21 protein-coding genes are annotated in these 24333 nt (G+C 71.5%); 12 read left to right on the top strand and 9 right to left on the bottom strand.

Annotation, left to right across the window (positions count from 1 at the left end):
- Positions 1-108 precede the first annotated feature (108 nt).
- Positions 109-393 (bottom strand): DUF3040 domain-containing protein, encoded by a 285-nt coding sequence (locus tag ACFPZ3_RS56720; RefSeq protein ID WP_379522782.1) that lies wholly within the window; start codon positions 391-393, stop codon positions 109-111.
- 394 nt (positions 394-787) lie between these two features.
- Here ACFPZ3_RS56720 and ACFPZ3_RS56715 point away from each other — a divergent pair, with 394 nt between their 5' ends.
- Positions 788-1558: a radical SAM family protein gene (locus tag ACFPZ3_RS56715; protein ID WP_379522781.1), complete on the top strand. Its 771-nt coding sequence runs from the start codon at positions 788-790 to the stop codon at positions 1556-1558.
- 215 nt (positions 1559-1773) lie between these two features.
- Here the strand turns inward: ACFPZ3_RS56715 and ACFPZ3_RS56710 are convergent, their stop codons facing one another.
- Positions 1774-2406 (bottom strand): FMN-dependent NADH-azoreductase, encoded by a 633-nt coding sequence (locus tag ACFPZ3_RS56710; RefSeq protein WP_379522780.1) that lies wholly within the window; start codon positions 2404-2406, stop codon positions 1774-1776.
- Positions 2407-2528: 122 nt separating this feature from the next.
- Between ACFPZ3_RS56710 and ACFPZ3_RS56705 the strand changes: the two genes are divergently transcribed.
- From ACFPZ3_RS56705 to ACFPZ3_RS56685, 5 genes are all read left to right on the top strand, one after another.
- On the top strand, positions 2529-3125 hold the full coding sequence (locus ACFPZ3_RS56705) for a TetR/AcrR family transcriptional regulator (protein ID WP_379522779.1): 597 nt from the start codon (positions 2529-2531) through the stop codon (positions 3123-3125).
- Between the two features lie 154 nt (positions 3126-3279).
- Entirely contained in the window at positions 3280-5148 is a 1869-nt protein-coding gene (locus ACFPZ3_RS56700) for a GTP-binding protein (protein ID WP_379522778.1), read from the top strand.
- Positions 5149-5239: 91 nt separating this feature from the next.
- Positions 5240-5362 (top strand): hypothetical protein, encoded by a 123-nt coding sequence (locus tag ACFPZ3_RS56695; protein WP_379522777.1) that lies wholly within the window; start codon positions 5240-5242, stop codon positions 5360-5362.
- 88 nt (positions 5363-5450) lie between these two features.
- Positions 5451-8570, top strand: coding sequence for a S41 family peptidase (locus ACFPZ3_RS56690; protein WP_379522776.1), 3120 nt, complete (start codon positions 5451-5453; stop codon positions 8568-8570).
- Between the two features lie 167 nt (positions 8571-8737).
- Complete coding sequence (locus ACFPZ3_RS56685) at positions 8738-10129, top strand: glycosyltransferase family 4 protein (protein ID WP_379522775.1); 1392 nt, start codon at positions 8738-8740, stop codon at positions 10127-10129.
- Here ACFPZ3_RS56685 and ACFPZ3_RS56680 read toward each other — a convergent pair.
- From ACFPZ3_RS56680 to ACFPZ3_RS56670, 3 genes are all read right to left on the bottom strand, one after another.
- Positions 10110-11030, bottom strand: a complete 921-nt coding sequence (locus ACFPZ3_RS56680) for a S1C family serine protease (protein ID WP_379522774.1) — start codon at positions 11028-11030, stop codon at positions 10110-10112. The genes ACFPZ3_RS56685 and ACFPZ3_RS56680 overlap by 20 nt on opposite strands.
- Positions 11031-11210: 180 nt before the next feature.
- Complete coding sequence (gene crcB / locus ACFPZ3_RS56675; RefSeq protein ID WP_379522773.1) at positions 11211-11573, bottom strand: fluoride efflux transporter CrcB; 363 nt, start codon at positions 11571-11573, stop codon at positions 11211-11213.
- Positions 11574-11704: 131 nt separating this feature from the next.
- The gene (locus tag ACFPZ3_RS56670; protein WP_379522772.1) at positions 11705-12166 is read right to left on the bottom strand and encodes a fluoride efflux transporter FluC; all 462 of its coding nucleotides are present in this window, start codon (positions 12164-12166) and stop codon (positions 11705-11707) included.
- Positions 12167-12238: 72 nt separating this feature from the next.
- On the opposite strand from ACFPZ3_RS56670, the gene ACFPZ3_RS56665 reads away from it, so the two are divergent.
- Complete coding sequence (locus ACFPZ3_RS56665) at positions 12239-12952, top strand: HNH endonuclease family protein (protein WP_379522771.1); 714 nt, start codon at positions 12239-12241, stop codon at positions 12950-12952.
- Between the two features lie 610 nt (positions 12953-13562).
- Here ACFPZ3_RS56665 and ACFPZ3_RS56660 read toward each other — a convergent pair.
- Complete coding sequence (locus ACFPZ3_RS56660; protein WP_379522770.1) at positions 13563-14399, bottom strand: GDSL-type esterase/lipase family protein; 837 nt, start codon at positions 14397-14399, stop codon at positions 13563-13565.
- A gap of 218 nt (positions 14400-14617) precedes the next feature.
- On the opposite strand from ACFPZ3_RS56660, the gene ACFPZ3_RS56655 reads away from it, so the two are divergent.
- Positions 14618-15847 (top strand): isochorismate synthase, encoded by a 1230-nt coding sequence (locus ACFPZ3_RS56655; RefSeq protein WP_379522769.1) that lies wholly within the window; start codon positions 14618-14620, stop codon positions 15845-15847.
- Between the two features lie 179 nt (positions 15848-16026).
- Here the strand turns inward: ACFPZ3_RS56655 and ACFPZ3_RS56650 are convergent, their stop codons facing one another.
- The gene (locus ACFPZ3_RS56650; RefSeq protein ID WP_379522768.1) at positions 16027-16647 is read right to left on the bottom strand and encodes an IMPACT family protein; all 621 of its coding nucleotides are present in this window, start codon (positions 16645-16647) and stop codon (positions 16027-16029) included.
- An 80-nt stretch (positions 16648-16727) separates the two neighbouring features.
- Between ACFPZ3_RS56650 and ACFPZ3_RS56645 the strand changes: the two genes are divergently transcribed.
- The 3 genes from ACFPZ3_RS56645 to ACFPZ3_RS56635 all read left to right on the top strand — a co-directional run bounded on the left by ACFPZ3_RS56645 (position 16728) and on the right by ACFPZ3_RS56635 (position 20837).
- Positions 16728-17102: a hypothetical protein gene (locus ACFPZ3_RS56645; RefSeq protein ID WP_379522767.1), complete on the top strand. Its 375-nt coding sequence runs from the start codon at positions 16728-16730 to the stop codon at positions 17100-17102.
- Between the two features lie 85 nt (positions 17103-17187).
- The gene (locus ACFPZ3_RS56640) at positions 17188-19212 is read left to right on the top strand and encodes a hydantoinase/oxoprolinase family protein (RefSeq protein ID WP_379522766.1); all 2025 of its coding nucleotides are present in this window, start codon (positions 17188-17190) and stop codon (positions 19210-19212) included.
- A complete protein-coding gene (locus ACFPZ3_RS56635; RefSeq protein ID WP_379522765.1) occupies positions 19209-20837 on the top strand; it encodes a hydantoinase B/oxoprolinase family protein in 1629 nt (542 codons plus the stop codon). Before ACFPZ3_RS56640 ends, ACFPZ3_RS56635 begins: the two co-directional genes overlap by 4 nt.
- On the opposite strand, the gene ACFPZ3_RS56630 is transcribed toward ACFPZ3_RS56635, so the two are convergent.
- Both ACFPZ3_RS56630 and ACFPZ3_RS56625 read right to left on the bottom strand, forming a co-directional pair.
- The gene (locus ACFPZ3_RS56630) at positions 20827-22170 is read right to left on the bottom strand and encodes an MFS transporter (protein ID WP_379522764.1); all 1344 of its coding nucleotides are present in this window, start codon (positions 22168-22170) and stop codon (positions 20827-20829) included. The two genes, ACFPZ3_RS56635 and ACFPZ3_RS56630, sit on opposite strands and share 11 nt — an antisense overlap.
- Positions 22170-22739 (bottom strand): ArsR/SmtB family transcription factor, encoded by a 570-nt coding sequence (locus ACFPZ3_RS56625; protein ID WP_379522763.1) that lies wholly within the window; start codon positions 22737-22739, stop codon positions 22170-22172. Before ACFPZ3_RS56625 ends, ACFPZ3_RS56630 begins: the two co-directional genes overlap by 1 nt.
- 148 nt (positions 22740-22887) lie before the next feature.
- On the opposite strand from ACFPZ3_RS56625, the gene ACFPZ3_RS56620 reads away from it, so the two are divergent.
- On the top strand, positions 22888-24333 hold a 1446-nt coding region (locus ACFPZ3_RS56620; RefSeq protein ID WP_379522762.1), incomplete at its 3' end, for a WD40 repeat domain-containing serine/threonine protein kinase.

Genomic DNA, 24333 nt, shown 5'->3' with positions numbered 1-24333 from the left:
GATCACCAGCGCGCGGCCCGGCGGTCTGCTCGACACGCACGGGCCCGGCCCTGCTCGCCTCCGCCCGCGCCGAGGGGGCCGGAGGGGAGGGTGGTGCGGCGGCGGTCGTCAGAAGGGGACGGAGGCCAAGGCCATGGCCGCGGCGGCCTCGTGCCGGAGAACCATGATCAGAAGCGTGGCGACCAACGTGGCGATGAGCAGCCAGCTGATCACGATGATGACCGTCGTTCTGCGCGGTCGGCGTCTGGGCCCTGGCTGCCCCTTCGACCTCGTCTCGCTACGACGAACCCGCTCGTTGAACGACTCGAGCCGTGCCACGAGTCTCGGATCGTCATCGACGAGGTGCTGCTCAATCTGGGCCAGCATTCGCTCCTCGTCCTGCGACCAGGCCATGGGTGCACCTCCGGAACGCAAGCTCTGTGGCGTCTTTCTGCCCAACCCTGAAGATCATTAGCCCCCGCCTGACCATGTAATTGCAACCTCTTTTCGGTTTGCGATCAAGCTCGAACCTTTGTTCTAATCATGGGATGCGCTGGGACAACCTGCGCCTGGCCGCGCCCGGCCAGGCCGATCCGGCCGTGCCGCTCTTCGCCCGCGGCGCGGTGACCCGAACGTTCGACACGCCCGAATTCCAGGGGATGACCTTCTACGAGATCCGGGCGAAATCCATCATCAACCGGGTTCCCGGGGCGAGCCGGGTCCCGTTCGAGTACACGATCAACCCCTATCGGGGCTGCACTCACCGCTGCATTTACTGTTTTGCCCGAAAACGCACGAATATCTCGATTTGGATGCCGGTGCGGACTTCGACTCCAAGATCGTGGTCAAGGTCAACGCCGCCGAGCTGGCCCGCAAGGAGCTGGCCTCCCCCCGCTGGGGCGGCCACCACGTGGCCATGGGCACCAACGTCGACTGTTATCAGCGCGCGGAGGGGCGCTACAAGCTGATGCGCGGCATCCTGGCCGCGCTGCGCGACGCCGCCAACCCGTTCTCGATCCTCACCAAGGGCACCCTGATCCTGCGCGACCTCGACCTGCTCACCGAGGCCGCCGACGTAACGGACGTCAGCGCCAGCGTCTCGGTCGGCTTCGTCGATCCTGAGCTGTGGCGCACCGTCGAGCCCGGCACCCCCAACCCGCGCCGCCGTCTGGAGACCTGCGCGACCCTCAACGACAACGGCGTCGCCTGCGGCGTCCTGATGGCGCCCATCCTCCCCTACCTCACCGACTCCCCCGCGCAGCTCGACCGCACGGTCAAGGAGATCGCCGACTCGGGCGCGACCCACATCGCCCCCATCGTCCTGCACCTGCGCCCCGGCGCCCGGGAGTGGTGGCTGAGCTGGCTCTCACGCGAGCATCCACGTCTGGTGCCGCGCTACCTGGAGCTCTACGGGCGGGGCGCCTACGCGCCGAAGTCCTACCAGCAGCGGGTCACGGGCCTCGTGCAGGATCTGGCCGAACGCCACGGAGTCGGCCGCGCCACCCCTGCCATGGCCCGCCGCATCCCACCCCACCGTCCTCCGCCCCCAGATCAGCCGGAGCAACTCCGGCTCCTGTGACGGTTCCCGGCCCCTTTGTACCGGCATGGCAGCAGAGCCATCTGGGTCGCCTCGGCCGCCGGCTCGTCGTGCTCGCGGAGCGGGCGGCCGAGGCGGTTGGACTCGTGGACGGGAGCCGGGCCTTACGGCTGCTCATCGGCGGCGCCAGGCGGCGCGGTCAGCAGCCGGGGCACCTTGGCCGGTTGGTCCGGTGGATGGGTCACGGGGTTCGCCGGTTATTTGGCGGCCAGGGCGTGGCCGGTGTGGTGGGCGGCGTCGCGGGCCTTGGCGTGGTGTTCGGCGGCGATGTCCTTGAGGTGGTCCAGGGCGGGGTTGACGCCGACGAGGGTGAGCTCGCGTTCGACGACGGTGAGGTCGGCCTCCCACATGTCGGCCAGGACGCGCCGCAGGTAAGGGGTGGAGTGGTCCCAGCCCTCGCGGGGGGTGCCGGGTGCGTAGCCGCCGCCGCGGACGGTGACCAGCACGGTGGGCTTGTCCTTCAGCAGGGGGTCGGCGGGTGCGCCTGCGGCGATGACGAGGTCCACCCAGGTCTTGAAGTGCTGGGAGACGCCGTAGTTGTAGAGCGGGACGGCCAGCAGGACGGCGTCGGCGGCGGTCAGCTCCTCCTTCAGGCCGGCGGCCAGGGCCAGGGCGTCGAGCTGGGCCGGGGTGCGCTGGTCTTCGGGGGTGAAACCGGCGGTGATCGCGTGCGCCCAGGCATCGGCCTGCACCGGGTCGGTGCCCAGGTGACGGCGGACGATCGGCTCGCCGGGGTGGGCGGCCGACCATTGGGCCTCCACCAGGTCGGCAAGCTCGGCGCTGGCCGAGCGGGCAGGCAGGATGCTGGCGTCAAGACGGAACAGGCTCATGGGGGTTTCTCCAGGTCAATACGGTTTCGGCGGTGTCGCCGTACGGAAGCATAAACGGACTTTCCCCCGTTTGTCATTCCCGCTGTAGGGTGATTCGTGTGGATCGCCCTGTCCTCCCCTTGGTGGGAGCTCCGCGCCCCGAGCGTGCCGATGCCGTGCGCAACCGGCGGCAACTGCTGGCCACGGCCCGCGAGATGCTCGCCGAGCACGGCATCGACAAACTGACCATGGACGCGCTGGCCGAACGGGCGTGCCTGGGCAAGGGGACGGTTTACCGCCGGTTCGGCACCCGGGCAGGGATCTTCCACGCGCTGATCGAGGATGACGATCACGCCTTCCAGGAGCGGGTGCTGTACGGGCCGCCGCCACTGGGCCCGGGCGCCCCGCCGGTGGACCGCCTGATCGCCTACGGCCGGGCCAGGGCCGAGTTCCTGATCGAACACCGGGGGATCGTCCGTGCCGCGCTGGACGGCCGCCGGCCCGTGCCGATGGGCACGGAGACGACGGCGCTCTCCCGGATGCACATCGGCATGCTGCTCAGGCAGATCCCCCTCGGCACCGCCGATCTCGACATCCTCGCCGTCCAGCTCACCGCGGCCCTGGAAGCCCCACTCCTGCTCTACATGTCGGCGTCCGCCCTCACCGACGACGTCTCCCACGCCCGGGAGCAGGTGACACGCGGCTGGCAGGAGCTCATCGAGCGCATCTGCCGGCCCTGATCGCCGCGCCGATAAAACAACTGGCCCGCCCGCGGCCCGCGGTGGCAGGATGGCCGGGCACTGTCGGTCAGAGATCAGGAGCATGAGATGCGGCGCCCCTACGGATTCTCCCAGCGCCCCATTGGCACGAGAGTTTCTCGAGGGCTTCATCTCCATGCACATCCTGAACATCGGCATCCTCGCGCATGTAGACGCGGGTAAGACCAGCCTCACCGAGCGGCTGCTCTACGAGCGCGGCGTCATCGACCGGCTCGGCAGCGTCGACGGCGGCAGCACTCAGACCGACACCGGCGAGATCGAACGCCGCCGTGGCATCACCATCCGCACCGCCGTGGCCTCCTTCACCCTGGGCGACCTGCGGGTGAACCTGGTGGACACCCCGGGGCACGCGGACTTCGTGGCCGAGGTGGAGCGGGCGCTCGGCGTGCTCGACGGCGCCGTGCTGGTGCTGTCGGCCGTCGAAGGCGTTCAGCCGCACACGCGGGTCCTGATGAAGACCCTGCGGAAGTTGCGGCTGCCCACGCTGATCTTCGTCAACAAGATCGACCGGCGGGGAGCCCGGGAGGGCGAACTGCTGGCGGACATCCGGCGGCGGCTCGCGCCGTCCTGCGTGCCGCTCAACACCGTGCGGGGCATCGGCGGGCCCGAGGCCGTCACCTGCCCCGTGACCTCCCCGCACGAGGCGGCCGAGGTGCTGGCCGAGCACGACGACGAGCTGCTGGAGTTGCTCGTCGAGGGCGGGACGCCCTCGACGAAGCAGGTGCGCGCGGCGCTGGCGCGGCAGTGCGGCGACGGTGCCGCCTACCCGGTGTTGTTCGGGTCGGCGATCACCGGGCAGGGCCTGCCCGAACTGCTCGACGGGATCGGCGAACTGCTGCCCGCCGTATCCCAGGAGCAGGACGAGCACGCGGCACGGGGAAACGTGTTCGCGATCGAGCGGGCACCCTCCGGGGAGAAGGTGGCCTACCTGCGGATCCGGTCCGGTGTGCTGCGGGCGAGGGAGGCTCTCTCCTTCTACCGTGGGCGGCAGGGCTATGACGGGCGGCTGACCGCCCTGTCCGTCGCCGGGGCCCCGGAGCGACGGCAGGCCGTGGCGGGCGACATCGTCAAGGTGTGGGGCGTGCCCGAGATCCGGGTCGGCGACCATGTCGGGGAGCCGGGGCCGGTCGGGCAGGCCCACTTCACGCCGCCGAGCCTGGAGACCGTCGTACGGCCCCGCACTCCCGGCCAGGAGCCCCGCCTGCACGCCGCGCTGCTCGCGCTCGCCGAGCAGGACCCGCTGATCGGCACCCGTACGCTGGCCGGCGGCGACACCTCCGTCCTGCTCTACGGCGAGGTGCAGAAGGAGGTCATCGGGGAGACCCTGGCCAGGGACTTCGGCGTCGAGGCGGAGTTCGAGCCGAGCCGCCCGGTGTACTTCGAGCGCCCGTCGGGGACCGGTGAGGCGGTCGAGGAGATCCAGCGCCACGGCCGCAACGAGTTCATGGCGACCGTGGGCCTGCGGGTCGAGCCTGCGCCGGTGGGCTCGGGTGTCGGATATCGGCTGGAGGTGGATCTCGGGTCGTTGCCGATGGCCTTCCACCGGGCGATCGAGGAGAGTGTGCGCCTGGCCCTGCGCGAGGGGCCGCACGGGTGGCCGGTGACCGACGTCATGGTGACGCTGACCAGGTCCGGATACTCGGCGCCGGACAGCGTCGCGGGCGACTTCCGCGGGCGTACGCCGATCGTGCTGGCCCGGGCCCTGCGCCTGGCGGGCACCACCGTCTACGAGCCGTGCCACCGCTTCGAGGCGGAGGTGCCGCTGGAAGCGTTCGGGCCGGTCACCGCGAAGCTGGCCGGACTGGGCGGCGAGCTGCGCGACACGCGGCGGCGGGAAGACGCGTGGGTGCTGGAGGGGGAGGTTCCCGCGGCCGTGGTCCACGAGGTCGAGCAGATGTTGCCCGGCCTGTCGCACGGGGAGGGCGTGTGGTGGTCCGAGGCCGCCGGTGATCGCCCCGTCCGGTCCGCCGCCGCCGGCATGTAAGGGTGGTATGTCGGGTTTCGCCGTTTAATGGGTATTAACTGGCTTGGTGCACCAATGCGGTGCATCTCGTCCGTTACGGGGGGAGATTTCCATGGCAGACACGAAGAAGAAACCAGCCTCCAAGTCCGGCAAGTCGAAGAAGCAGGCCATCAAGACCAGCCGGCAGGCCAAGGAGACGAAGCGGGAGAGCCGGAAGCCGTCCAGCGAAGAGTGACCGAACGCTGCCCGGACCGGTGACATGATCGGACGGCCGAGGGCCCGCCAGGTCCCGGCTGTCCGATCGACCGTGTGGAGCTGCACTCATGTCGGCATACCTGCGATTCCCCGCCGTCTTCCAGGACGTGGTGGTCTTCGCCGCCGAGGACGACCTGTGGATGGTCTCCGCCCAGGGCGGGCGGGCCTTCCGGCTGACCGCCGGGCTGGCCGAGGCCGGTTATCCGCGCATCTCGCCGCGCGGCGACCAGTTCGCGTTCGTCGGGCGCGAGGAGGGTCCTGAAGAGGTGTACGTGATGCCGTCCGACGGCGGCGCGGCCCGCCGGGTGACCTTCCACGGGGCGCGCTGCACGGTGACCGGCTGGGATCCCGAAGGGCACATCCTGTACGCCAGCGACCAGTCCCAGCCGTTCGAGGGCCGCTCATGGTTGCACCGGGTGGCGCCGGGCGGGGTGCCGGAGCGGCTCCCGTACGGACCGGCGAACTCGATCGCGTACGGCCCCGAGGGCATGATCGTGCTCGGCCGCAACACCGCCGACCCGGCGCGGTGGAAGCGCTACCGCGGCGGCACGGTCGGCGACCTGTGGATCGACCCGCTGGGCGACGGCGAGTTCAGGCGGCTGATCAGGCTGCCCGGCAACCTGGCCTCACCCTGCTGGAGCGGCGGCCGGGTGTGCTTCATCTCCGACCACGAGGGCGTCGGCAACGTCTACTCGTGCACCCCCGACGGCCAGGACCTGCGCAAGCACACCCATCACGACGACTACTACGCCCGCAACCTGTCCGGCGACGGGCACCGGCTGGTCTATCACGCGGGCGCGGACCTGTACCTGCTGGAGCCCGGCGAGCGGCCGCGCCGGCTGGAGGTGCGGCTGGCCAGCTCCAGGACGCAGCGCAACCGCAGGTTCGTCGAGGCGGCCGACTATCTCGACAGTGCCCGGCTGAGCCCGGACGGCAGCGCGCTGGCGATCACGGCGCGCGGCAAGGCGTACGCGATGGCGGACTGGGAGGGTCCCGTACGCCAGCACGGCTCCCCCGACGGCGTCCGCTACCGCTTTCTGACCTGGCTGAACGACGGCACCCGGCTGATCGCGGCGGCCAGCGACGACGGCGACGAGGAGAAGCTGGTCATCCTGGAGGGCGGCGAGGGCGGCCCCGGCACGGAGGTGGCCAGGCTCGGGCGGATCAACGAGGTGGCGCCCGACCCCGCCCACGACCGGGTCGCGATCGTCAACCACCGCGACGAGTTGCACCTGCTCGACCTGGAGACGGGCCGGGCCGAGCTGGTCGAGGCCAACCCGCACGGCCCGCCGGAGGACCCGGCCTGGTCGCACGACGGGCGGTGGCTGGCGTACGCGAGCCCGCTCAACTCCCAGACCAGCGCGATCAAGCTGCACCACCCCGAGACGTCCCGTACGGTGCAGGCCAGCGAGCCGGTGCTCAAGGACGCGATGCCGGCCTTCGACCCCGAGGGCCGCTACCTGTACTTCATCGGCCAGCGCGTCTTCTCCCCCGTCTACGACCAGCTCCAGTTCGACCTGGGTTTCCCGCTGGGCACGCGCCCGTACGCGGTGGCGCTGCGCGCGGACGTGCCGGACCCGTTCGTGCCCCGGCCGCGTCCCCTGGAGGAGAAGGACGACGAGGACGAGGAGGAGCCGGAGCCGCTGCGCGTCGACGTGGACGGGCTGTCCACCAGGGTGACGGCGTTCCCGCTGCCGGAGGGCCGCTACGAGCGGGTGGCGGGGCTGAAGGGCAAGGCGCTGATCCTGACCAGCCCGCTCGAAGGGGACAACACGCTGCACCTGTTCGACTTCGCCAAGGGCGAGAACGAGACGTTCGCCGACGGCGTGGACGACTTCGAGCTGGGCCGCGACCACAAAACGCTGTTGTACCGCGCGGGCGGCCGGCTGCGAGTGGTGAAGGCGGGCGAGGCGCCGGGCGATGAGGAGGGGCCGGGACGCGAGAGCGGCTGGATCGACCTGTCGCGCATCAAGGTGTCGGTCTGCCCGGAGGCGGAGTGGCGGCAGATGTTCCGTGAGGCGTGGCGGCTGCAGCGGGAGAACTTCTGGACCGAGGACATGTCGGGCGTGGACTGGCCCGCCGTGTACGACCGCTACCAGCCGCTGGTGGGCCGGGTGACGACCCGGGGCGAGTTCTCCGACCTGCTGTGGGAGCTGCACGGGGAGCTGGCCACCAGCCACGCCTTCGAGAGCGGCGGCGAGTATCGCCCCGGGCCCGACTACAGCCAGGGCAAGCTGGGCGTGGACTGGTACCGCCGCGACGGCGTCTACCACATCGCCGCCATCGTGACGGGTGACCCGTGGGACCCGAAGGCGACCTCGCCGCTGAACCGGCTCGGGCTCGACGTGCGTAAGGGCGACGCCGTCCTGGCCATCAACGGCGCCCCCATCGGGGTGGCGGCCACCCCGAACGAGCGCCTGGTCAACCAGGCGGGCGAGGAGGTGGAGCTGACGCTGCGCCGCGAGGAGCGCGTCTTCACCGTCACCGTGCAGGCCCTCGCCGACGAGCAGCCGGCCCGCTACCGCGACTGGGTCAACCTCAACCGCGCCCGGTGCCACCAGCGCTCGGGCGGCCGGGTGGGTTACCTGCACGTGCCGGACATGGGCGCGGACGGGTTCGGGGAGTTCCACCGGGGGTTCCTGGCCGAGTACGACCGGCACGCGCTCATCGTGGACGTGCGCTTCAACGGCGGCGGGCACGTGTCGGCGCTGCTGCTGGAGAAGCTGGCCAGGCGGCGGCTGGGCTACGACTATCCGCGGTGGGGCGATCCTGAGCCGTACCCGCCGGAGTCGCCGCGCGGCCCGCTGGTGGCGATCACCAACGAGTGGGCGGGCTCGGACGGCGACATCTTCAGCCACACCTTCAAGCTGCTCAAGCTGGGCCCGCTGGTCGGCAAGCGCACCTGGGGCGGCGTGATCGGGATCTGGCCGCGCCACCGGCTCGCCGACGGCACGGTCACCACGCAGCCGGAGTTCTCCTTCGCCTTCGACGACGTCTTCGACGACGGAGGCTGGCAGGTGGAGAACTACGGCACCGATCCCGACATCGAGGTGGACATCACCCCGCAGGACTACGCCAGGGGCGTGGACACTCAGCTCGAACGGGCCATCGACGCCGCCCTCGACCTGCTGGCCGAACACCCGCCGCACACTCCCGACCCCCGGCACCGCCCGCGCATGCAACCTTAGGCACCTTTCAGGCGTCTAAAGATCATAGATGGGGATAGCGCACGGGGGATGAACAACGTGCACTCCATCGACGAATGGGCTATTGGGCCGGTGGTGAGGCGACAACGCTTCAGCACCGGCCACGTGTGTTGAAGACTTTCTTTCCACGAACAAAGGGGATTTGTCAGGTGCGCGCACTGGCACGCAAGGGCAAGTCGGCGATGGTCCGGCTCTATCGGGGGTACAACCGGCGCAAGACACGCGACGCGCCGCCGCCTTCGACCGGGCAGGTACGCATCCTGCTGCTGCACGCCTACGGGATGGGCGGGACGATCCGAACGGTGTTCAACCTGGCCAGCTATCTGGCCAAGGAGCACGACGTGGAGATCGTCAGCATTCTGAAAGAGGCGGAGGAGCCCTTCTTCCCCATCGACCCGCGTGTACGGTTCCGCTTCCTGGACGACCGGCTCCATCCGGGTCCCGACCCGGTGCGCGCCATGTTGTCGAAGCTGCCGAGCAAGCTCATCCCCAAGGAGGAGTCCGCCTACCACCGGTTCAACCTGTGGACCGATCTCAAGCTGGCCCGCTACATCCGCTCGCTCGACACCGGCGTGCTCATGGCCACCCGCCCGGGGCTGAACCTGGCGATGGCCCAGTTAGCACTGCCCGGCGTCATCACCGTCGGGCAGGAGCACGTGGCGCTGGCCACCCAGCCCGAGCCCATCCAGGAGCTGATCAAGTGGCGCTACCGCCGCCTCGACGCTCTGGTCACGCTCACCAAGGCCGATCTGAAGGACTACCGCGAGACGCTGCCGAAGCCGCCGCGCAAGGTGGTCCGCATCCCCAACGCCGTGCCGCCAATGACCGGCGACGTGGCCAAGCTCGACGCCAAGGTCGCCATCGCGGTCGGCCGGCTGACCCGCATCAAGGGCTTCCACCGGTTGATCACCGCCTGGGAGACCGTGGCCGCCGCCCACCCCGACTGGAAGCTGCGCATCTTCGGCGCGGGGCCGCAGCAGGAGAACCTCGCCCAGCAGATCGTCGACGCGGGCCTGGAGGGCAAGGTCGAACTGCCGGGACCGACCCCCGACGTGGGCGCGGAGTTGGAGAAGGCGTCGATCTACGTGCTCAGCTCGCGTCACGAGGGCTTTCCCATGACGATCCTGGAGTCGATGGCGAAGGGGCTGGCCATCGTCAGCTTCAACAGCCCGCACGGGCCCAAGGAGATGATCAAGAACGGGGTGGACGGGCTGCTGGTCAAGCCGCGTACCAATGCCAACCTCGCCGACTCGATCATCCGCGTCATCGAGGACGAGCAGTTGCGGCGCGACCTGGCCGCGGGGGCGCTGGAGACCGCGCGCACGTACGACGTGGACGTGATCGGGCAGAAATGGGACGCGCTGCTGGCCTCCCTGCTGGCCCGGCGCGAGAGCCGCGCCCAGCGCGCGGCCATGGCGGGTGCCACCGACACGGCGGGTACGGCGGGTACGGCGGACGCGGCGCGCTTGACCGATGGGGCGGCTACGGCGGACGCGGCGCGCTTGGCCGAGGGGGCGGAGCTCAAACCCCCGTGCCCGTGAGCTCCACCGGCTCGGCGATGACGTCCACGAGCGCGCCGTTGCGGTAGACGGTGATCTGCAGCGGCCGCCCGATCGCCTCGGCGAACATCAGCCGCTGCAGGCTCTGCGCGTCGCCGACCGGGGTGCGGCCCGCGCTCAGCACGATGTCGCCGGCGCGCAGCCCCGCCTGGTGCGCGGGCGAGCCTGGCACCACCTCGACCACGCTCAGCGCCCCATCCTGCCCGGTACGCAGCCGCAACTGCTCGGGCAGCGGCGCCGGCGAGGTCACCAGGCCCAGGAACGCCCGCCTGACCCGGCCGTCCCTGATCAGCGCGGCGATGATGGAGCGGGTCGTGGCGTTCACCGGCACGGCCAGCCCCACCCCGATCCCGGCCACGGCCGTGTTGATCCCGACCACCCGCGACCGCGAGTCGGCCAGTGCCCCGCCCGAGTTGCCCGGGTTGAGCGCGGCGTCGGTCTGGATCACGTCCTCGATCAGCCGCATGTTCGCGCCGCTGCGCGCGGGCAGCGACCGGCCGAGCCCAGAGACGACCCCGGCCGTCACCGACCCGGTCAGGCCGAGCGGGTTGCCCACGGCCACGACGAGTTGGCCGACGACCAGTTCGTCACTGTCGCCGAGTTCGGCGGGCGGCGGCGTGGCCGTCTGGGCCCTGATCACGGCCAGGTCCGACAGCGGGTCGCGGCCGACCACCTCGAAGTCGCCGGAGACGCCGTCGGCGAAGGCCACGGTGCCGTAGCGGGAGGATCCGACCACGTGCGCGTTGGTCAGCAGGAACCCGTCGGCGGTGAACACCACCGCGGACCCGCTGCCCCGGCCGGCCCGCACACTGGCCACTTTCGGCATCAGCTCGGCCGCCACGGAGGAGACGACACGGGAGTAGGCGTCGAGAGGTTCGGGCATTCACAGCTCCCCGACCTTGGAGGGATTACCTGATTACACCGTAACTCCGGATCCCGGCGTCCGCCCCTGTCCTGGACGCCGGAACCACTTGAGTCCTCGCGCCTTACCCGTCCAGGGTCCTGCGGGTACGGCGATCGTTCCGTGGATTAATCCACACAACGCGCCGACAGTGCCGCGTTGTCAGGCGGCCAGGGCTTGGGCGAACGCCAGGCCGCAGTAGGCCGCGCCCAAACCGGCCACGACGCCGGCGACCGCGTTGGCGACCGCGTGGAAGCGCGCCCCCTCCTCCATGAGCCGCACCGTCTCGTACCCGAACGTCGAGTACGTCGTCAGCGCCCCGCAGAAACCGGTCCCCGCCAGCGCCATCACCCCGTCGCCCGCCGGCAGCGCGGCCAGGAACCCCAGCAGCGCCGACCCGAAGACGTTGACCGTCAGCGTCCCCCAGGGGAACACCGTGTCATGCCGCGCCTGCACCGCACGGTCGGCCAGGTACCGCAGCGGCGCCCCGACCGCCGCCCCCAGCACGATCAGCAACACGGTCATAGCGCGCCCGCCCCGTCCACCAGCGTCATCGCCCGCACCCGGGCCACAGCGTCATCGCCCACACCCGGGCCACAGCGTCATCGTGCCCGCCCGGGCCACCAGCGTCATCGCCCACACCCGGGCCACCACCGTCATCGCGCGCTCATCCGGGTCTTGGCGAGGCGGCGGGTCACCCACATGCCCGCCGTCACCGCCGCCAGCGCCGCCAGCAGCGTCGCGGCCAGGTAGAGCAGCCCCGTCACCGGCGCTCCCGCCGCGACCGCCCGCTGCACGTCCACCACGTACGTCGAGAACGTCGTGTACCCGCCCAGAATCCCCACCCCGAGGAACGGCCGCACCAGCCGGTGGGCCTCCCGGACCTCCGTGATCACCACCATGAGGACCCCGATGAGCAGGCAGCCCGACACGTTGACCAGGAATGTCGCCCACGGGAACTCCCCCGGCCCGGCGGGCAGCGCGGTCTGGGCGCCGTACCGCGCCAGTGCCCCGAGCGCTCCGCCGGCGGCGATCACGGCGATCACCGGCCAGTGCAGTTCGGCGCGCTGCGCGGGAACGTGGAGATCGACATCCGGGTCGATCGGACGATCAGTCACACAACTCTCCCCGTGTCAAAACGCCCGATGCCGGGAATTTCTCTAGACAACCTGGAGCTCTCGGAGGTCTGCTTGAGCACCAAGGACGCGGTCGCCGTCCTCGCTGGAGCCATCATCGTCGTTTCTTTCATCGGCAGCGCCAAGACCCCACCGGCCACCGCGGCCAGCCCGCTGGGCAACATCAGCGGGACGCTGCCGGGCCTGGCCCCCATCATCTCCGACACCGAGAAGTCGGAGGCACGCGGCCTCATCAAACGCCTGCGTGTCAAGGGTTTCGGGTCCAACACCGGGTACGCCCGCACCCGGTACGGGGAGAACTGGGCCGACTCGGCCGTCGGGGTGCCGTACGCGCGCAACGGCTGCCGTACCCGGGACGACCTGCTGGCCCGTGACGGTCAGAACGTGAAATACCGGGCGGGGTCGAGCTGCGAGGTCGTCTCCATGGAGCTGACGGATCCCTACACCGGGCGGCTCATCCACTGGCACAAGGACAACGCGGACGCGGTGCAGGTCGATCATGTGGTGCCGCTCAACTACGGGTGGCGCATGGGGGCGCCGCGGTGGGCGATGACCAAGCGGATCGACTTCGCCAACGACCCGCTCAACCTGCTGCCCGTGGACGGGGACGCCAACGAGGAGAAGGACGCGGCAGGGCCCTCAAGCTGGCTGCCTCCCCGGCGCGGCATCCGCTGCGCGTACGTCACCCGCTTCGCCCAGGTCGCCCTCAAGTACGACGTACCGGTCACGTCGGCGGACAAGAAGATCATGCTCACCCAGTGCCGGTAGCCCCGCACTTCGGCTGAGGTCTTTCGGGGAGAGAGGGTGAAGACGCGCCTCCCACCGCAGAACCCCACTTGGGCGAGGGTCCAAAAGACGGGCCCGGCGGGGGCAACTGCCGACGGACGACGAAGGCGGCGAGGAAGGCGGCGGATAACGACCGCCGACAGCGGCGGCCATCGGGGGCGGCCATCGGCGGACGGCCATCGGCGGACGGCCCTCGCGCGGACGGCCCTCGCGCGGACGGCGAAGGGCGGCCGGCCCACAGATGCCGACCGCGGCGGGCAGCGGAGGACCAGCGACGGCGGGGCAACTGGCGGAGGACGGCGAGACAGCGGCGGGCGCGCGGACAGCGGATGACGACCGCGTACAGCGACGGCAGATCGCCCGGACGAGCGAGCGAGCGGATGGGCCGAGCAGGTGGGCGACGAAGGGCGGCGGCAGCGGCGGGCGCGCGGACGGCGGACGCCAACCGCGGGCAGCGACGGCGGATGGCCCGGGCGAGCGAGCGGATGGGCCGGGCGGATGGGCGAGCGAGCGGGTGGGCGAGCGAGCGGGTGGGCGAGCGAGCGGGTGGGCGGCGGAGGGGGCGGGCCGCGGAGGGGCGGCCCGGAGGTGGTTAGCGGGGGTCGAGCCAGGTGAAGGTGCGGTCGTAGGTCTGGGCGGCCAGGATTCGCTGGCCCGCCGTGTTGGGGTGGAAGTAGTCCCACTTGCTGACGTGGTCGAGGGTGAAGGGGTAGGAGAAGACCGCTCCCCCGTCGGTGCGGCAGTTGGGGCCGAAGGCGGCGCAGGCGTCGGCCGCGGCGCGGTTGTACGCGATGACCCGGGCCCGCACCCTGGAGCGGCGTTCGGTGTCGGCCCGGCGGGTGGAGGTGGGACGGACCAGCAGGGACTGGCAGATGCGCCCGGCGCTCCAGAACGTGCGCGCCAGGGGGTGGGTCCTGCCGATCTGCCACAGCCGCCGCACGTCGGGGATGCTGGCGAAGAACACCCTGGCCCCGGGCATGCCGGCACGCAGTTCGGCCAGCGCCGTGTCGAGGCGGCGCCGGTAGGTCTGCACGGGGGTCATCGCCTGCTCGGTGCGGACGCAGGCGTCCAGGGCGCCTATGAGAATCGTCACGTAGTCGGCCTTGGCGGCGACCGCCTTCTTCATCTGGCCGAGCAGGTCGGCGCTGGTCGACCCTGGGACGGCGTAGTTTTGCGTTTGGAGCGTTCCAGACATCTCCGCCAGGCGCAGATAGTGACTGCTGACCTCGCCGTTGTCGCCGGACGACCAGGAGCGGGCGACGCAGGAGACGTAGAAGCCGCAGGCGTTGAAGCCGGTGGAGATGGAGTCTCCGAGCGCGGCCATGACCTCGGGTACGGGCTGGGCGACGGCGGCGGCAGCGGCGGGCGCCGGGGGCGAGGCGGACAGGACGACGAGGGCGGCGGCTGCCGGCCCCAGGCGAGCGATCATGAGCACCAAGGTAGATAGCCGATCACCGGCCCACTATGTCCATCCGGCAAGGTCTGCCAGTTCAGGACCGGTTTCATATCATCGCTTGACAGGGCGCACCCAATCTGGTCAGGCACAATAGTCGACGGCATCCTGTTTTTTCCGGGTTCTTTGCCCGTAACTCGGCATTCACGGGGGTCCGAGTCGAACGTGTTCAGTTCCCGCATAGAGTGTCTTGAGTGAGTGTCGCGCTCGGAACAACCCGCCCGCTGCCGGTTCGCACCACCCCTGTAGGCGACCCCGGTGATCTGCTGGCATCCCTGCCCAGGAGGGCCCCTTACGCCTGGATCAGAAACGGCGAGGGCCTGGCCGGATGGGGAGAGGCCGCCCGGGTGACCGTCCCCCCGGGGCCCGGCAGGTTCGCCTGGGCCCGCCAGTGGCTGACCACCGTCTTCGGCGACGCGCACGTCGATGACGCCGTCCGCACCCCAGGGTCGGGCCCGGTCGCCTTCGGCAGCTTCACCTTCGACGAGGAGGCCCACGGCTCGGTCCTCGTGGTCCCCCGGGCGGTGCTCGCCCGCCGCGACGGGCACGCGTGGCTGACCACGATCGGCGACCCGCCGCTGGAGACGTTCACGCCGGTGCGCGAGCCCGGCCGGATAAGCTACGGCGACGGCAGCCTGACTGCCCCCGAGTGGGAGCACGTCGTGGCGCGGGCCGCCAAACGCATCCGCGAGGGCGAGCTGGAGAAGGTGGTGCTGGCCCGCGACCTGGTCGCCACCGCCGAGCGGCCGATCGACGTGCGGCTGCTGCTCACCCGGCTGGCCAGGCGCTACCCCGAGTGCTACACCTTCTCGGTCGCGGGGCTGGTCGGCGCCACCCCCGAGCTGCTGATCCGGCGTACTGGGCAGGAGATCGAGTCGCTGGTGCTGGCCGGCACGACGCCCCGGGGCACCGGTCCGGCCGACGACCTCGCGCGGGGGGCGGCGCTGTTCGCCTCGACGAAGGACCGGCACGAGCACGAGTGCGCGATCGCCTCCGTACGCCAGACGCTGACCCCCCTGTGCTCCTCCCTCACCACCCCCGACGAGCCCGAACTGCTGATGTTGCCGAATGTGCAGCACCTGGCCAGCCACGTCACCGGGCGGCTGGCCGACGGGGCTTCGGTGCTGGACGTGGTGGCGGCCATGCATCCGACGGCGGCCGTCGGCGGCACCCCGACGCCGACCGCGATCCAGGTCATCCGCGAGCTGGAGGGCATGGACCGGGCCGGGTACGCCGGTCCCGTGGGCTGGATCGACTCCCACGGCGACGGCGAGTGGGGCATCGCGCTGCGCTCGGGACTGGTGCAGGGCCGCCGGGCCCGGTTGTTCGCGGGCGGCGGCATCATGGGCGACTCCGACCCGGCCGCCGAACTGGCCGAGGCGCAGGCGAAGTTCCGCGTCATGCAGTACGCGCTGGAGGGCTGAGGTCTCAGGCGGAGATGGCTGAGGACTCGGACCGGAACGGCTGAGGACTCGGACCGGAACGGCTGAGGACTCGGACCGGAACGGCTGAGGACTCGGACCGGAACGGCTGAGGACTCGGACCGGAACGGCTGAGGTCTCAGACCGGGACAGGTGAGGACTCAGCCGGGACGGATGAGCCCTCAGGCGGGGACGTAAAGGGCGTCGCCGGTCGTGACGCGGGCGCGGCCGGCCGTCAGTGTGGCGACCCAGTCGGTGAAGGCGGCGACCTCGTCGTCCCCCACCGCCAACGCGAAGGTGACCTCCCCCGCGTACGTCACCTCGCGCACCGCGTGACGCGAGGCCCGCAGGTCGTTCTCGACCCGCCCGGCCTGATCGTGCGCGACCGCCACCCACACGAGCCGGGCGGGAACCATGCGCACGGGCTCGGCCCGGTCGAGGGTCTCGGTGACCGCGCCGCCGTAGGCGCGCACCAGCCCGCCAGCGCCCAGCAGGATGCCGCCGAAGTAGCGCGTCACCACCGCCACCACGTCGCTGAACCCCCTGCCGACCAGCGCCTGGACCATGGGGGTGCCCGCGGTCCCGCCGGGCTCGCCGTCGTCGTCGCCTTTCTGGATGCGCTCCCCGATCACGTACGCGGTGCAGTTGTGGCCGGCGCCGGGATGCTTCTGGCGGCGCTCGGCGATGAAGGCCGCCGCCTCCTCCACGGTGCCCGCCGGAGCCACGGCGCAGATGAAGCGGGAGCGGCGCGCCTCCGTCTCGTGCTCGACGACGGTCGTGAGTGTGAGATACGGGGCAGGCACATTCGACAGAGTATGCCCTTGCCGCAGGAACTCTGAGAGCTACGATCTCGTCATTCCATACGGACCTACGGGAGGGTCTCTTGGACGAAACTGCGAACGACGTCATGCCGTACGTCACGGCGGCGATCGACGCCTACGGCACAGGCGTGCTGGCCAAGACCAGCGAACTCGCCGCGGACACCACGGTGGCCCGCGGCTCGCGCATCCTGCAACGGGTGTTCGGCAGGGGCGACGCGCACTCCAGGCAGGTGATCGGCGGGGTGGCACAGGCCAAGCCGGACGACGACGCCGGGCGTACCGCGTTGAGGCTGGCGATCATGGATGCGTTCCTGGCGGACCCCGTCCTGGGGCGGGAGGTCGCGGCGATGCTGCCGCGGGCGGCGGTGAGCGCCTCCGAGGGGGCCGTGGCGGTAGGGGGAAATAACGGCGGCATGATCCTCACCGGGGACGGCTGAAACCCTGCGGGATGCACTCCGGGGCGGGCTGTCCTGTGCGCCTCGCACAGGACGGCGCGCCCCCGCGCGGCATACGGTTCGGCGCATGAGTCATCGCGTCGCCATGGACATCGGCGGGACCTTCACCGACGTCGTCTGCTACGACGAGCGGTCGGGCGCCGTCACGGCCTCGAAGGCGCCCACCACGCCGGGAGACCTGGCCGAGGGCGTGTTCGCCGCGCTCGGGCGGGTCGTGGACGACCCCGCGGGCATCTCGTTCTTCGTGCACGGCACCACGCAGGGCCTCAACGCGCTGCTGGAGCGCAAGGGCGCCCGCGTGCTGTTGCTGGCGAGCCGGGGCGCCGGGGACGTGTACCAGATCGCCAGGGGCAACCGGGAGCGCATGTTCGACCTGCGTTATCGCAAGCCGGAGCCGCTGGTGCCGCGCCAGGACGTCATGGAGGCGGGCGGCCGGTTGGATCATCTCGGGCGTGAGCTGGCGCCGCTCGACGAGGAGTCGGTACGCGCGGCGGCGCGGCGAGCGCGTGCGGGCGGCTTCGACGCGGTGGCGGTGTGCCTGCTGTTCTCCTTCGCCGACCCGGCCCACGAGGTGCGGGCGGGCGAGATCCTGCGGGCGGAACTGGGTGACGACGTGCTGGTCGTGCTCTCGCACGAGGTGGCGCGGGAGTGGCGGGAGTACGAGCGGACCTCGTCGGCGGTGCTGGAGGCGTACACGGGGCCGGTGGTGCGCCGCTACCTGGCCAGGATCGAGCGGCGCTTCGCCGAGCGGGGGCTGGCGGTGCCGGTGCACGTGATGCAGTCCTCGGGCGGGCTGGTCAACGCCTCGTACGCGATGCGCCGGCCGCTGCAGACGCTGCTGTCAGGGCCGGTCGGCGGGACGATGGGCGGCGTGGCGGCCTCCAGGCTCCTGGAGAAGGGCAACCTGATCTGCGTCGACATGGGCGGCACGTCGTTCGACGTGTCGCTCGTGGTGAACGGGCGGCCGGACGTGAGCGCCGAGGCGCGCATCGAGGGCTACCCGGTGCTGATGCCGATCGTGAACCTGCACACGATCGGCGCGGGCGGCGGCTCCCTGGCCTACGCCGAGGCGGGCGCGCTGCGCGTCGGCCCCGAGTCGGCGGGCGCCGTGCCGGGGCCCGCCTGTTACGGCAGGGGCGGGACGAGGGCGACGGTCACGGACGCGAACGTGGCGCTCGGGCGCGTCGATCCGACATGGTTCGCGGGCGGGCTGATGACCCTCGACGTGGACGCCGCGGGCGCGGCGGTGGCGGAGCTGGCCGGGGAGCTGGATCTCGATCCGCTGCGCCTGGCCGAGGGGATCTGCGAGGTGGCCAACGCCAAGATGGCGCAGGCGATCCGTACGCTGACCGTCGAGCACGGGGTGGAGCCCCGGGAGTTCGCGCTGGTGGCGTTCGGGGGCGCGGGGGCGATGCACGCCGCGTTCATCGCGCGGGAGCTGGGGATCTCCGAGGTCGTGGTGCCGCGCTTCCCCGGGGCGTTCTCGGCGTGGGGGATGCTGGAGGCGGACGTGCGCCGGGATCTGACGCATCCGTACTTCCGGCCGCAGGAGGCGCTCGACGGCGCTGACATGTCCGGATATTTCGTGAACTTGGAGCGGGAGGCGCTCGACGCGCTGGCCGGGCAGGGCGTGCCGGAGGAGCGGCGGCGCGTGGAGCATGCCGTGGACCTGCGCTACGAGGGCCAGGACTACACGCTCACCATCCCCCTGCGCGACGCCGCCGAGCCCGCGGAAGCGGGCTTCCTGACGGAGATCGCGGCCCGCTACGCCGAGGCCCACACCAGCAGGTACGGGCACGCCACCCCCGAGGCGCCGGTGGAGTTCGTGATGTTGCGGAGCACGGGGTTCGGCTCGTTCCCGCGTACCGCCGCCCCCGCTCCGCAGGCCCAGGACCGGGCGGCGCCGGACGTACGGGATGTGATCTTCGACGGCGAGGTGCACCGCACGCCCGTGCTGCGGCGCGCCGGCCTCGACGGCGAGCTGGCCGGGCCCGCGATCGTGGTGGAGGAGACCGCCACCACGGTCATTCCGCCCGGCTGCCTGGCCACCGTGGACGGCAACGGCTTCCTCATCGTGAAGGTGGACAAGTGATCGACCCCGTCACCACCGAGATCATCCGCTGCGCGCTGCTGCAGGCGGCGGAGGACATGAACACCACCCTCATCCGCAGCTCCTACACCCCCGTCATCTACGAGGCCAAGGACTGCGCGGTCGCGCTGCTCGACCGCGACCACAACGTGCTCGGCCAGTCGTCCGGGCTGCCGATCTTCCTGGGCAACCTGGAGGTGTGCACCCGCGAGACCGAGCGCCGCCACGGGCGGGAGGTGTGGCGGGAGGGCGACGTGTGGGTGCTCAACGACTCCTACATCGGCGGCACGCACCTCAACGACGTCACCGTGTACGGTCCGATCTTCGCCGGCGGGGAGCTCGCCGGGTTCGCGGCCTCGCGGGCGCACTGGCTGGACGTCGGCTCCAAGGACCCCGGCGGCTCGATGGACTCCACGTCGATCTTCCAGGAGGGCCTGCGGCTGGGCCCGGTGAAGGTGTACGAGGGCGGCGAGCCCTGCCGCGACCTGCACGAGGTGATCGCCCGCAACGTGCGTTTCCCCCATGCCACGCTCGGCGACCTGCGGGCCCAGGTGAGCTGCGCCATGACCGGGCAGCGGCGGCTGAAGGAGATCGTCGGCCGGTGGGGGCCGGAGACGGTGATGGCGGCCCGCGACGAGATCTTCGCCCAGACCGAGCGGATGGAGCGGGCGGCCATCGCCGCCATCCCCGACGGGGTGTACGAGGCATCGGGGTTCCTGGACAACGACGGCATCGACCTGGCCACGCCGCTGCCGGTGAACGTGCGGGTCGCCGTCTCGGGCGAGTCGATGCACGTGGACCTGACCGACTGCGCCGACCAGACACTCGGGCCGGTCAACTGCGGGGCGGCGCAGGCGGTGGCGGCGGTGCGGGTCGGGTACAAGCTGCTGGTCTCCGGTGAGGTGCCGCTGAACGGGGGCTCGTTCCGGCCGTTGTCGGTGGAGACGCGGCCCGGCTCGATGCTGGCCGCCGAGTCGCCCGCCGCCTGCCAGTACTACTACTCGCATCTGGGGCTGCTCATCGACCTGGTGGTCAGGGCGCTGGCGCCGGTGCTGCCGGGCAAGGCGGCCGCGGCGTCGTACGGGGACTCGATGATCGTGCAGTTCACCGGCACGGATCCGCGTACCGGGAAGTTGTACGTCTCCCAGGAGGCCACCGTCGGCGGGTGGGGCGCGTGGGAGGGCGGGGACGGCGAGACCTGCCTGATCAACAACGTGAACGGGTCGTTGCGGGACATGCCGATCGAGGTGCTGGAGACGTTGTTCCCGGTGCGCGTCACCCGCTACGAGGTTCGCCCGGACACCGGCGGGGCCGGGCGGTGGCGGGGCGGGAACGGTGTGGTGCGGGAGTACGAGTTCCGCGGGGACACCTCGTTGTCGTTGTGGTTCGAGCGGTCGGTCACGCCGGCGTGGGGGCTGGCGGGCGGCCAGGCGGGCGCTCCCCCGCGGGTGAGGCTCAACCCTGGGACGGCGCAGGAGCGGGAGATGCTCAAGGTGAACGCGCTGCCGGTCAGGGCCGGGGACGTGCTGCGGTGCGAGTCGGGCGGTGGCGGCGGGTACGGGCCCGCGGAGCGACGCGCTCCCGAGGCGGTGGCCGCCGACCTGGCGCAGGGCATGATCACTCGTTGAGGCGAGCCCGGTCCGCCGTCCCCGCGCTTTCCCCCGGAGCCGGACCGGCCGGGCGGGCGCTTTCCGGACGGGCGCTCTCCGGACGGGCGCTCTCCGGACGGGCGCGGAGGCGGTCCATCTCGCGCCACTCCGGGCGCAGGCCGGTCAGGCTCGTGGTGGCGGCGTAGGCGGCGCCGCAGACCAGCAGCACCGGCGCCAGCCCGGCGACCGCCACCGTCGCCCCGGCCAGCAGGCCGCCGAGCGGGATCCCGGCCCACGACAGCGAGGTCTGCAGCCCGGCCACCCGGCCCAGGAGGTGACGCGGCACCCGCTCGTAGGAGATCGCCCCCAGAATGGGGTTCAGGAACCCCCCGCCGAACCCGCTCACCGCGAACACCGCCACGATCGCCCACACCGGCAGGTCGCGTCCGAGGTCGGTGGCCAGGATCAGGAACCTCGGCGGCCCCGCGAACAGGAACGCGACGAAGAACACCGGCCGTCGCGGCATCCGATGCGCCACCGCCGCCGCGACCACGCTCCCCCCGACCGCGGTCAGGCCCATGACGCTGCTGTTCAGCCCGAGCACGACGGTGCCGTGGCCGGACTCCTTGGCCCACAGGGGGGCGAGCACCTGGGAGAAGGCGGCGTCGAGCAGGTTCGTGACGCAGACCATCGCCATCACGGCGAGCAGCAGCGGCTCACCGCGCAGGAACGCCAGCCCCTGCCCGAACCGCCGCCAGTATCGCTCCTCCTCCCCGTGTCCTGACGCCTGCTGTCCCATGCCACGCGGCAGCGCCAGCGCCACGGCCACGGAGCCGAGCGCGAAGCACCCGGCGCTGAGGCTCAGGCTCGGCACCGCGCCGACGACCGCGACGAGCGCGCCGCCGAGGGCGGGCCCGACGGTCTGCGCCAGGCGCTCGGTCACGCCCATCAGGCCGGTGGCCCGCTCCAGGGGCATCCCCGCGCGCTCGGCCGCCTCGGGAACCATGGTCTCCTTGGCCAGGTCCCCCGGACCGCGGGCGGCGCCGATCACCACCACCAGGGCGATCAGCGCGCCCATCGGCAGCAGGTCCAGCGTGTGCAGCAGGACGATCGCCGCGGCGGCCGAGGCGCTGGCCACATCGGCGGCCCACGACATGCGGCGCGGCCCCAGCCGATCGACCAGAGGCCCGGTCAGCGCCCTGACCAGCACGTACGGCACCGTCTCCGCGAACGCCACGACGCCCATCCACATCGCGCTGCCGGTGCTCTCCAGCACGAACCAGGGCAGCGCGATGGCCGACACCCGCGTGCCGGTCATGGCCACCGTCATGGCCGCGAGCACTCCGCCCATCGGGCGTAACGAGCGCTCCATCACAACTCCGGCAGGACTTCGGTGATGACCGAGACCCGCGCCGAGCCCTCGGGCGCGTCCTCGCCCGGCACGTCGCGCCGGTAACGCTCGACCACCCCGGTCAGCTCCTCCCGCAGCCGCCGTCCCTCCTCCGGCGTCAGCCGCAGCGCGAACGAGCTGAGGTCGAACACGCGCCCCCACTCCTTGGGCATGGTCAGCACCTCGTTGACCGCCCGCTGGGTGCGCAGGTTGTAGAGGGTGGCGATGGACTGCATGTACGCCAGCACCGCCTCGGGCTCCGTCTCGCTCAGCTCGTCCCCGGTGAGGCGGGTGATCTGGTGCACCGATCGCCACCAGCGCTCGCGCGCGTTGCCCCGCTCGGCGTCCTCCTCCACGAACCCGGCCGCGCCCAGCCTGCGCAGGTGGTAGCTGGCCGTGCCGGAGTTGACGCCGAGCCGCTCGGCCAGGCGGGTGGCGGTGGACGGGCCGTGCCTGCGCAGCAGGTCCACCAGCTCCACGCGGACGGGGTGCGCCAGGGCTCGCAACCCCTTCGCGTCGAGGACGACGACGCTCTTGTCAGGTTGGGTCATGCCTTGGAGCCTAGACCGCAAACAGTTCTTCGCAAAGACTCGTTCGCGAAGAAATGTTGGCAATTCTGAACGGATGAGCTCAGACGGTCGGCTGGGGCTTGTAGCCCTATGATCGGGTTATCCGTTTCGCCCCCCAGCCAGGAGCCTCGTGCCGGACATCCAGCCACTCAAGCCCGGAGATCCCCGGTCCGTGGACCGGTACCAGATCACGGGCCGCATCGGCGAGGGCGGTCAGGGGACGGTCTTCCTCGGCGTGGACGACGACGGGCGCCAGGTCGCGATCAAGACGATGAAGACCGTGGACGCCTCCGACGTCGAGTCGAGGCTGCGCTTCCAGCGCGAGATCGAGGTCGCCTCCAAGGTCGCCTCGTTCTGCACCGTGCGCGTGCTGGGCCACGGGGTCAGCGACGAACGCCTCTACATGGTCAGCGAGTACGTCCCCGGCGAGTCGCTCCAGCAGCACGTCCTGTCCAAGGGGGCGCTGGACGGCACCGCGCTCACCCGGCTGGCCGTCAACACCGCCACGGCGCTGATCTCCATCCACAACGCCGGGATCGTGCACCGGGACTTCAAGCCCAGCAACGTGCTGCTCGGCTCGGACGGCCCGTACGTGATCGACTTCGGGGTGGCCCGCTCCTTCGGCGACCAGACCGTGACGCTCACGGGGGTGCTGGGCACGCCCGCGTACATGTCGCCGGAGCAACTCGCGGGCGAGCGGGTCACCGCGGCCTCCGACATGTTCAGCTGGGCCCTGACGATGATCTTCGCGGCGCTGGGGCGGCCGCTGTTCAGCGGCAACACGATCGCCGCGATGGCCCTCACGCTGCGCCAGGACGAGATCGACCTCAGCGGGATCGACGAGCCGCTGCGGTCGATCATCTCCTCCTGTCTGGGCCGTCAGCCCGAGGGGCGGCCGACGGCGCACCAGGTGCTCAACTCCCTGATCGTCCCCGTGGCGCCGCCCGGCTCCCACAACCCGCACCTCAACCGGCTGGAGCACCTTCCGCCGTTCACTCCGCCCGCCCCGTTCCCGTCCTCCACACCGTTCACGCCGTCAGGGCCGTTCGCGCCGCCGACGCCGTCCACGCCGGTCCCGGCCACGAGGCCGCCCCAGCACTCCGGCCCCGTCTCAAGCCCCATCTCGGGTCCCATCTCCGAGCCCATCGGCGGCACGCCGTCCTCCCGCACGTGGATGGGGCGGGCGGCCATCGCGGGGGTTGTGGTGGTGGCGCTGGCCGGAGCGGGCGCGGTGCTGGTGCCGAGGATGATCGCGGGCCCGGCGACGCCGTCCGTCTCCGCGTCGGCCGCCCTGTTCGGCGCCCCGATCGGCTGGCGTCCCATCGGCCACCTCGCGGCGGTGACCGCCGTGGACACGGCCGAGCCGGACGGCCGCCAGGTCATGGTGACCGCCAGCGAGGACGGCACGCTGCGCATGTGGGACGCGCGTAGCGCGCAGCCGGTCGGCGCGCCGATGCCGGGGCACGCCGACTGGGTGCGAGCGCTGGCGACGACCACCGTGAACGGCAAGCCGGTGGCGGTGACCGGAGGGGACGACAAGACCGTACGCCTGTGGGACCTCACCACCGGCCGCCCC

Source organism: Nonomuraea insulae (genome assembly GCF_042656245.1).
The sequence above is the reverse complement of the archived record's forward strand: the minus strand, read 5'-3'. Positions and strand labels throughout refer to the sequence as shown.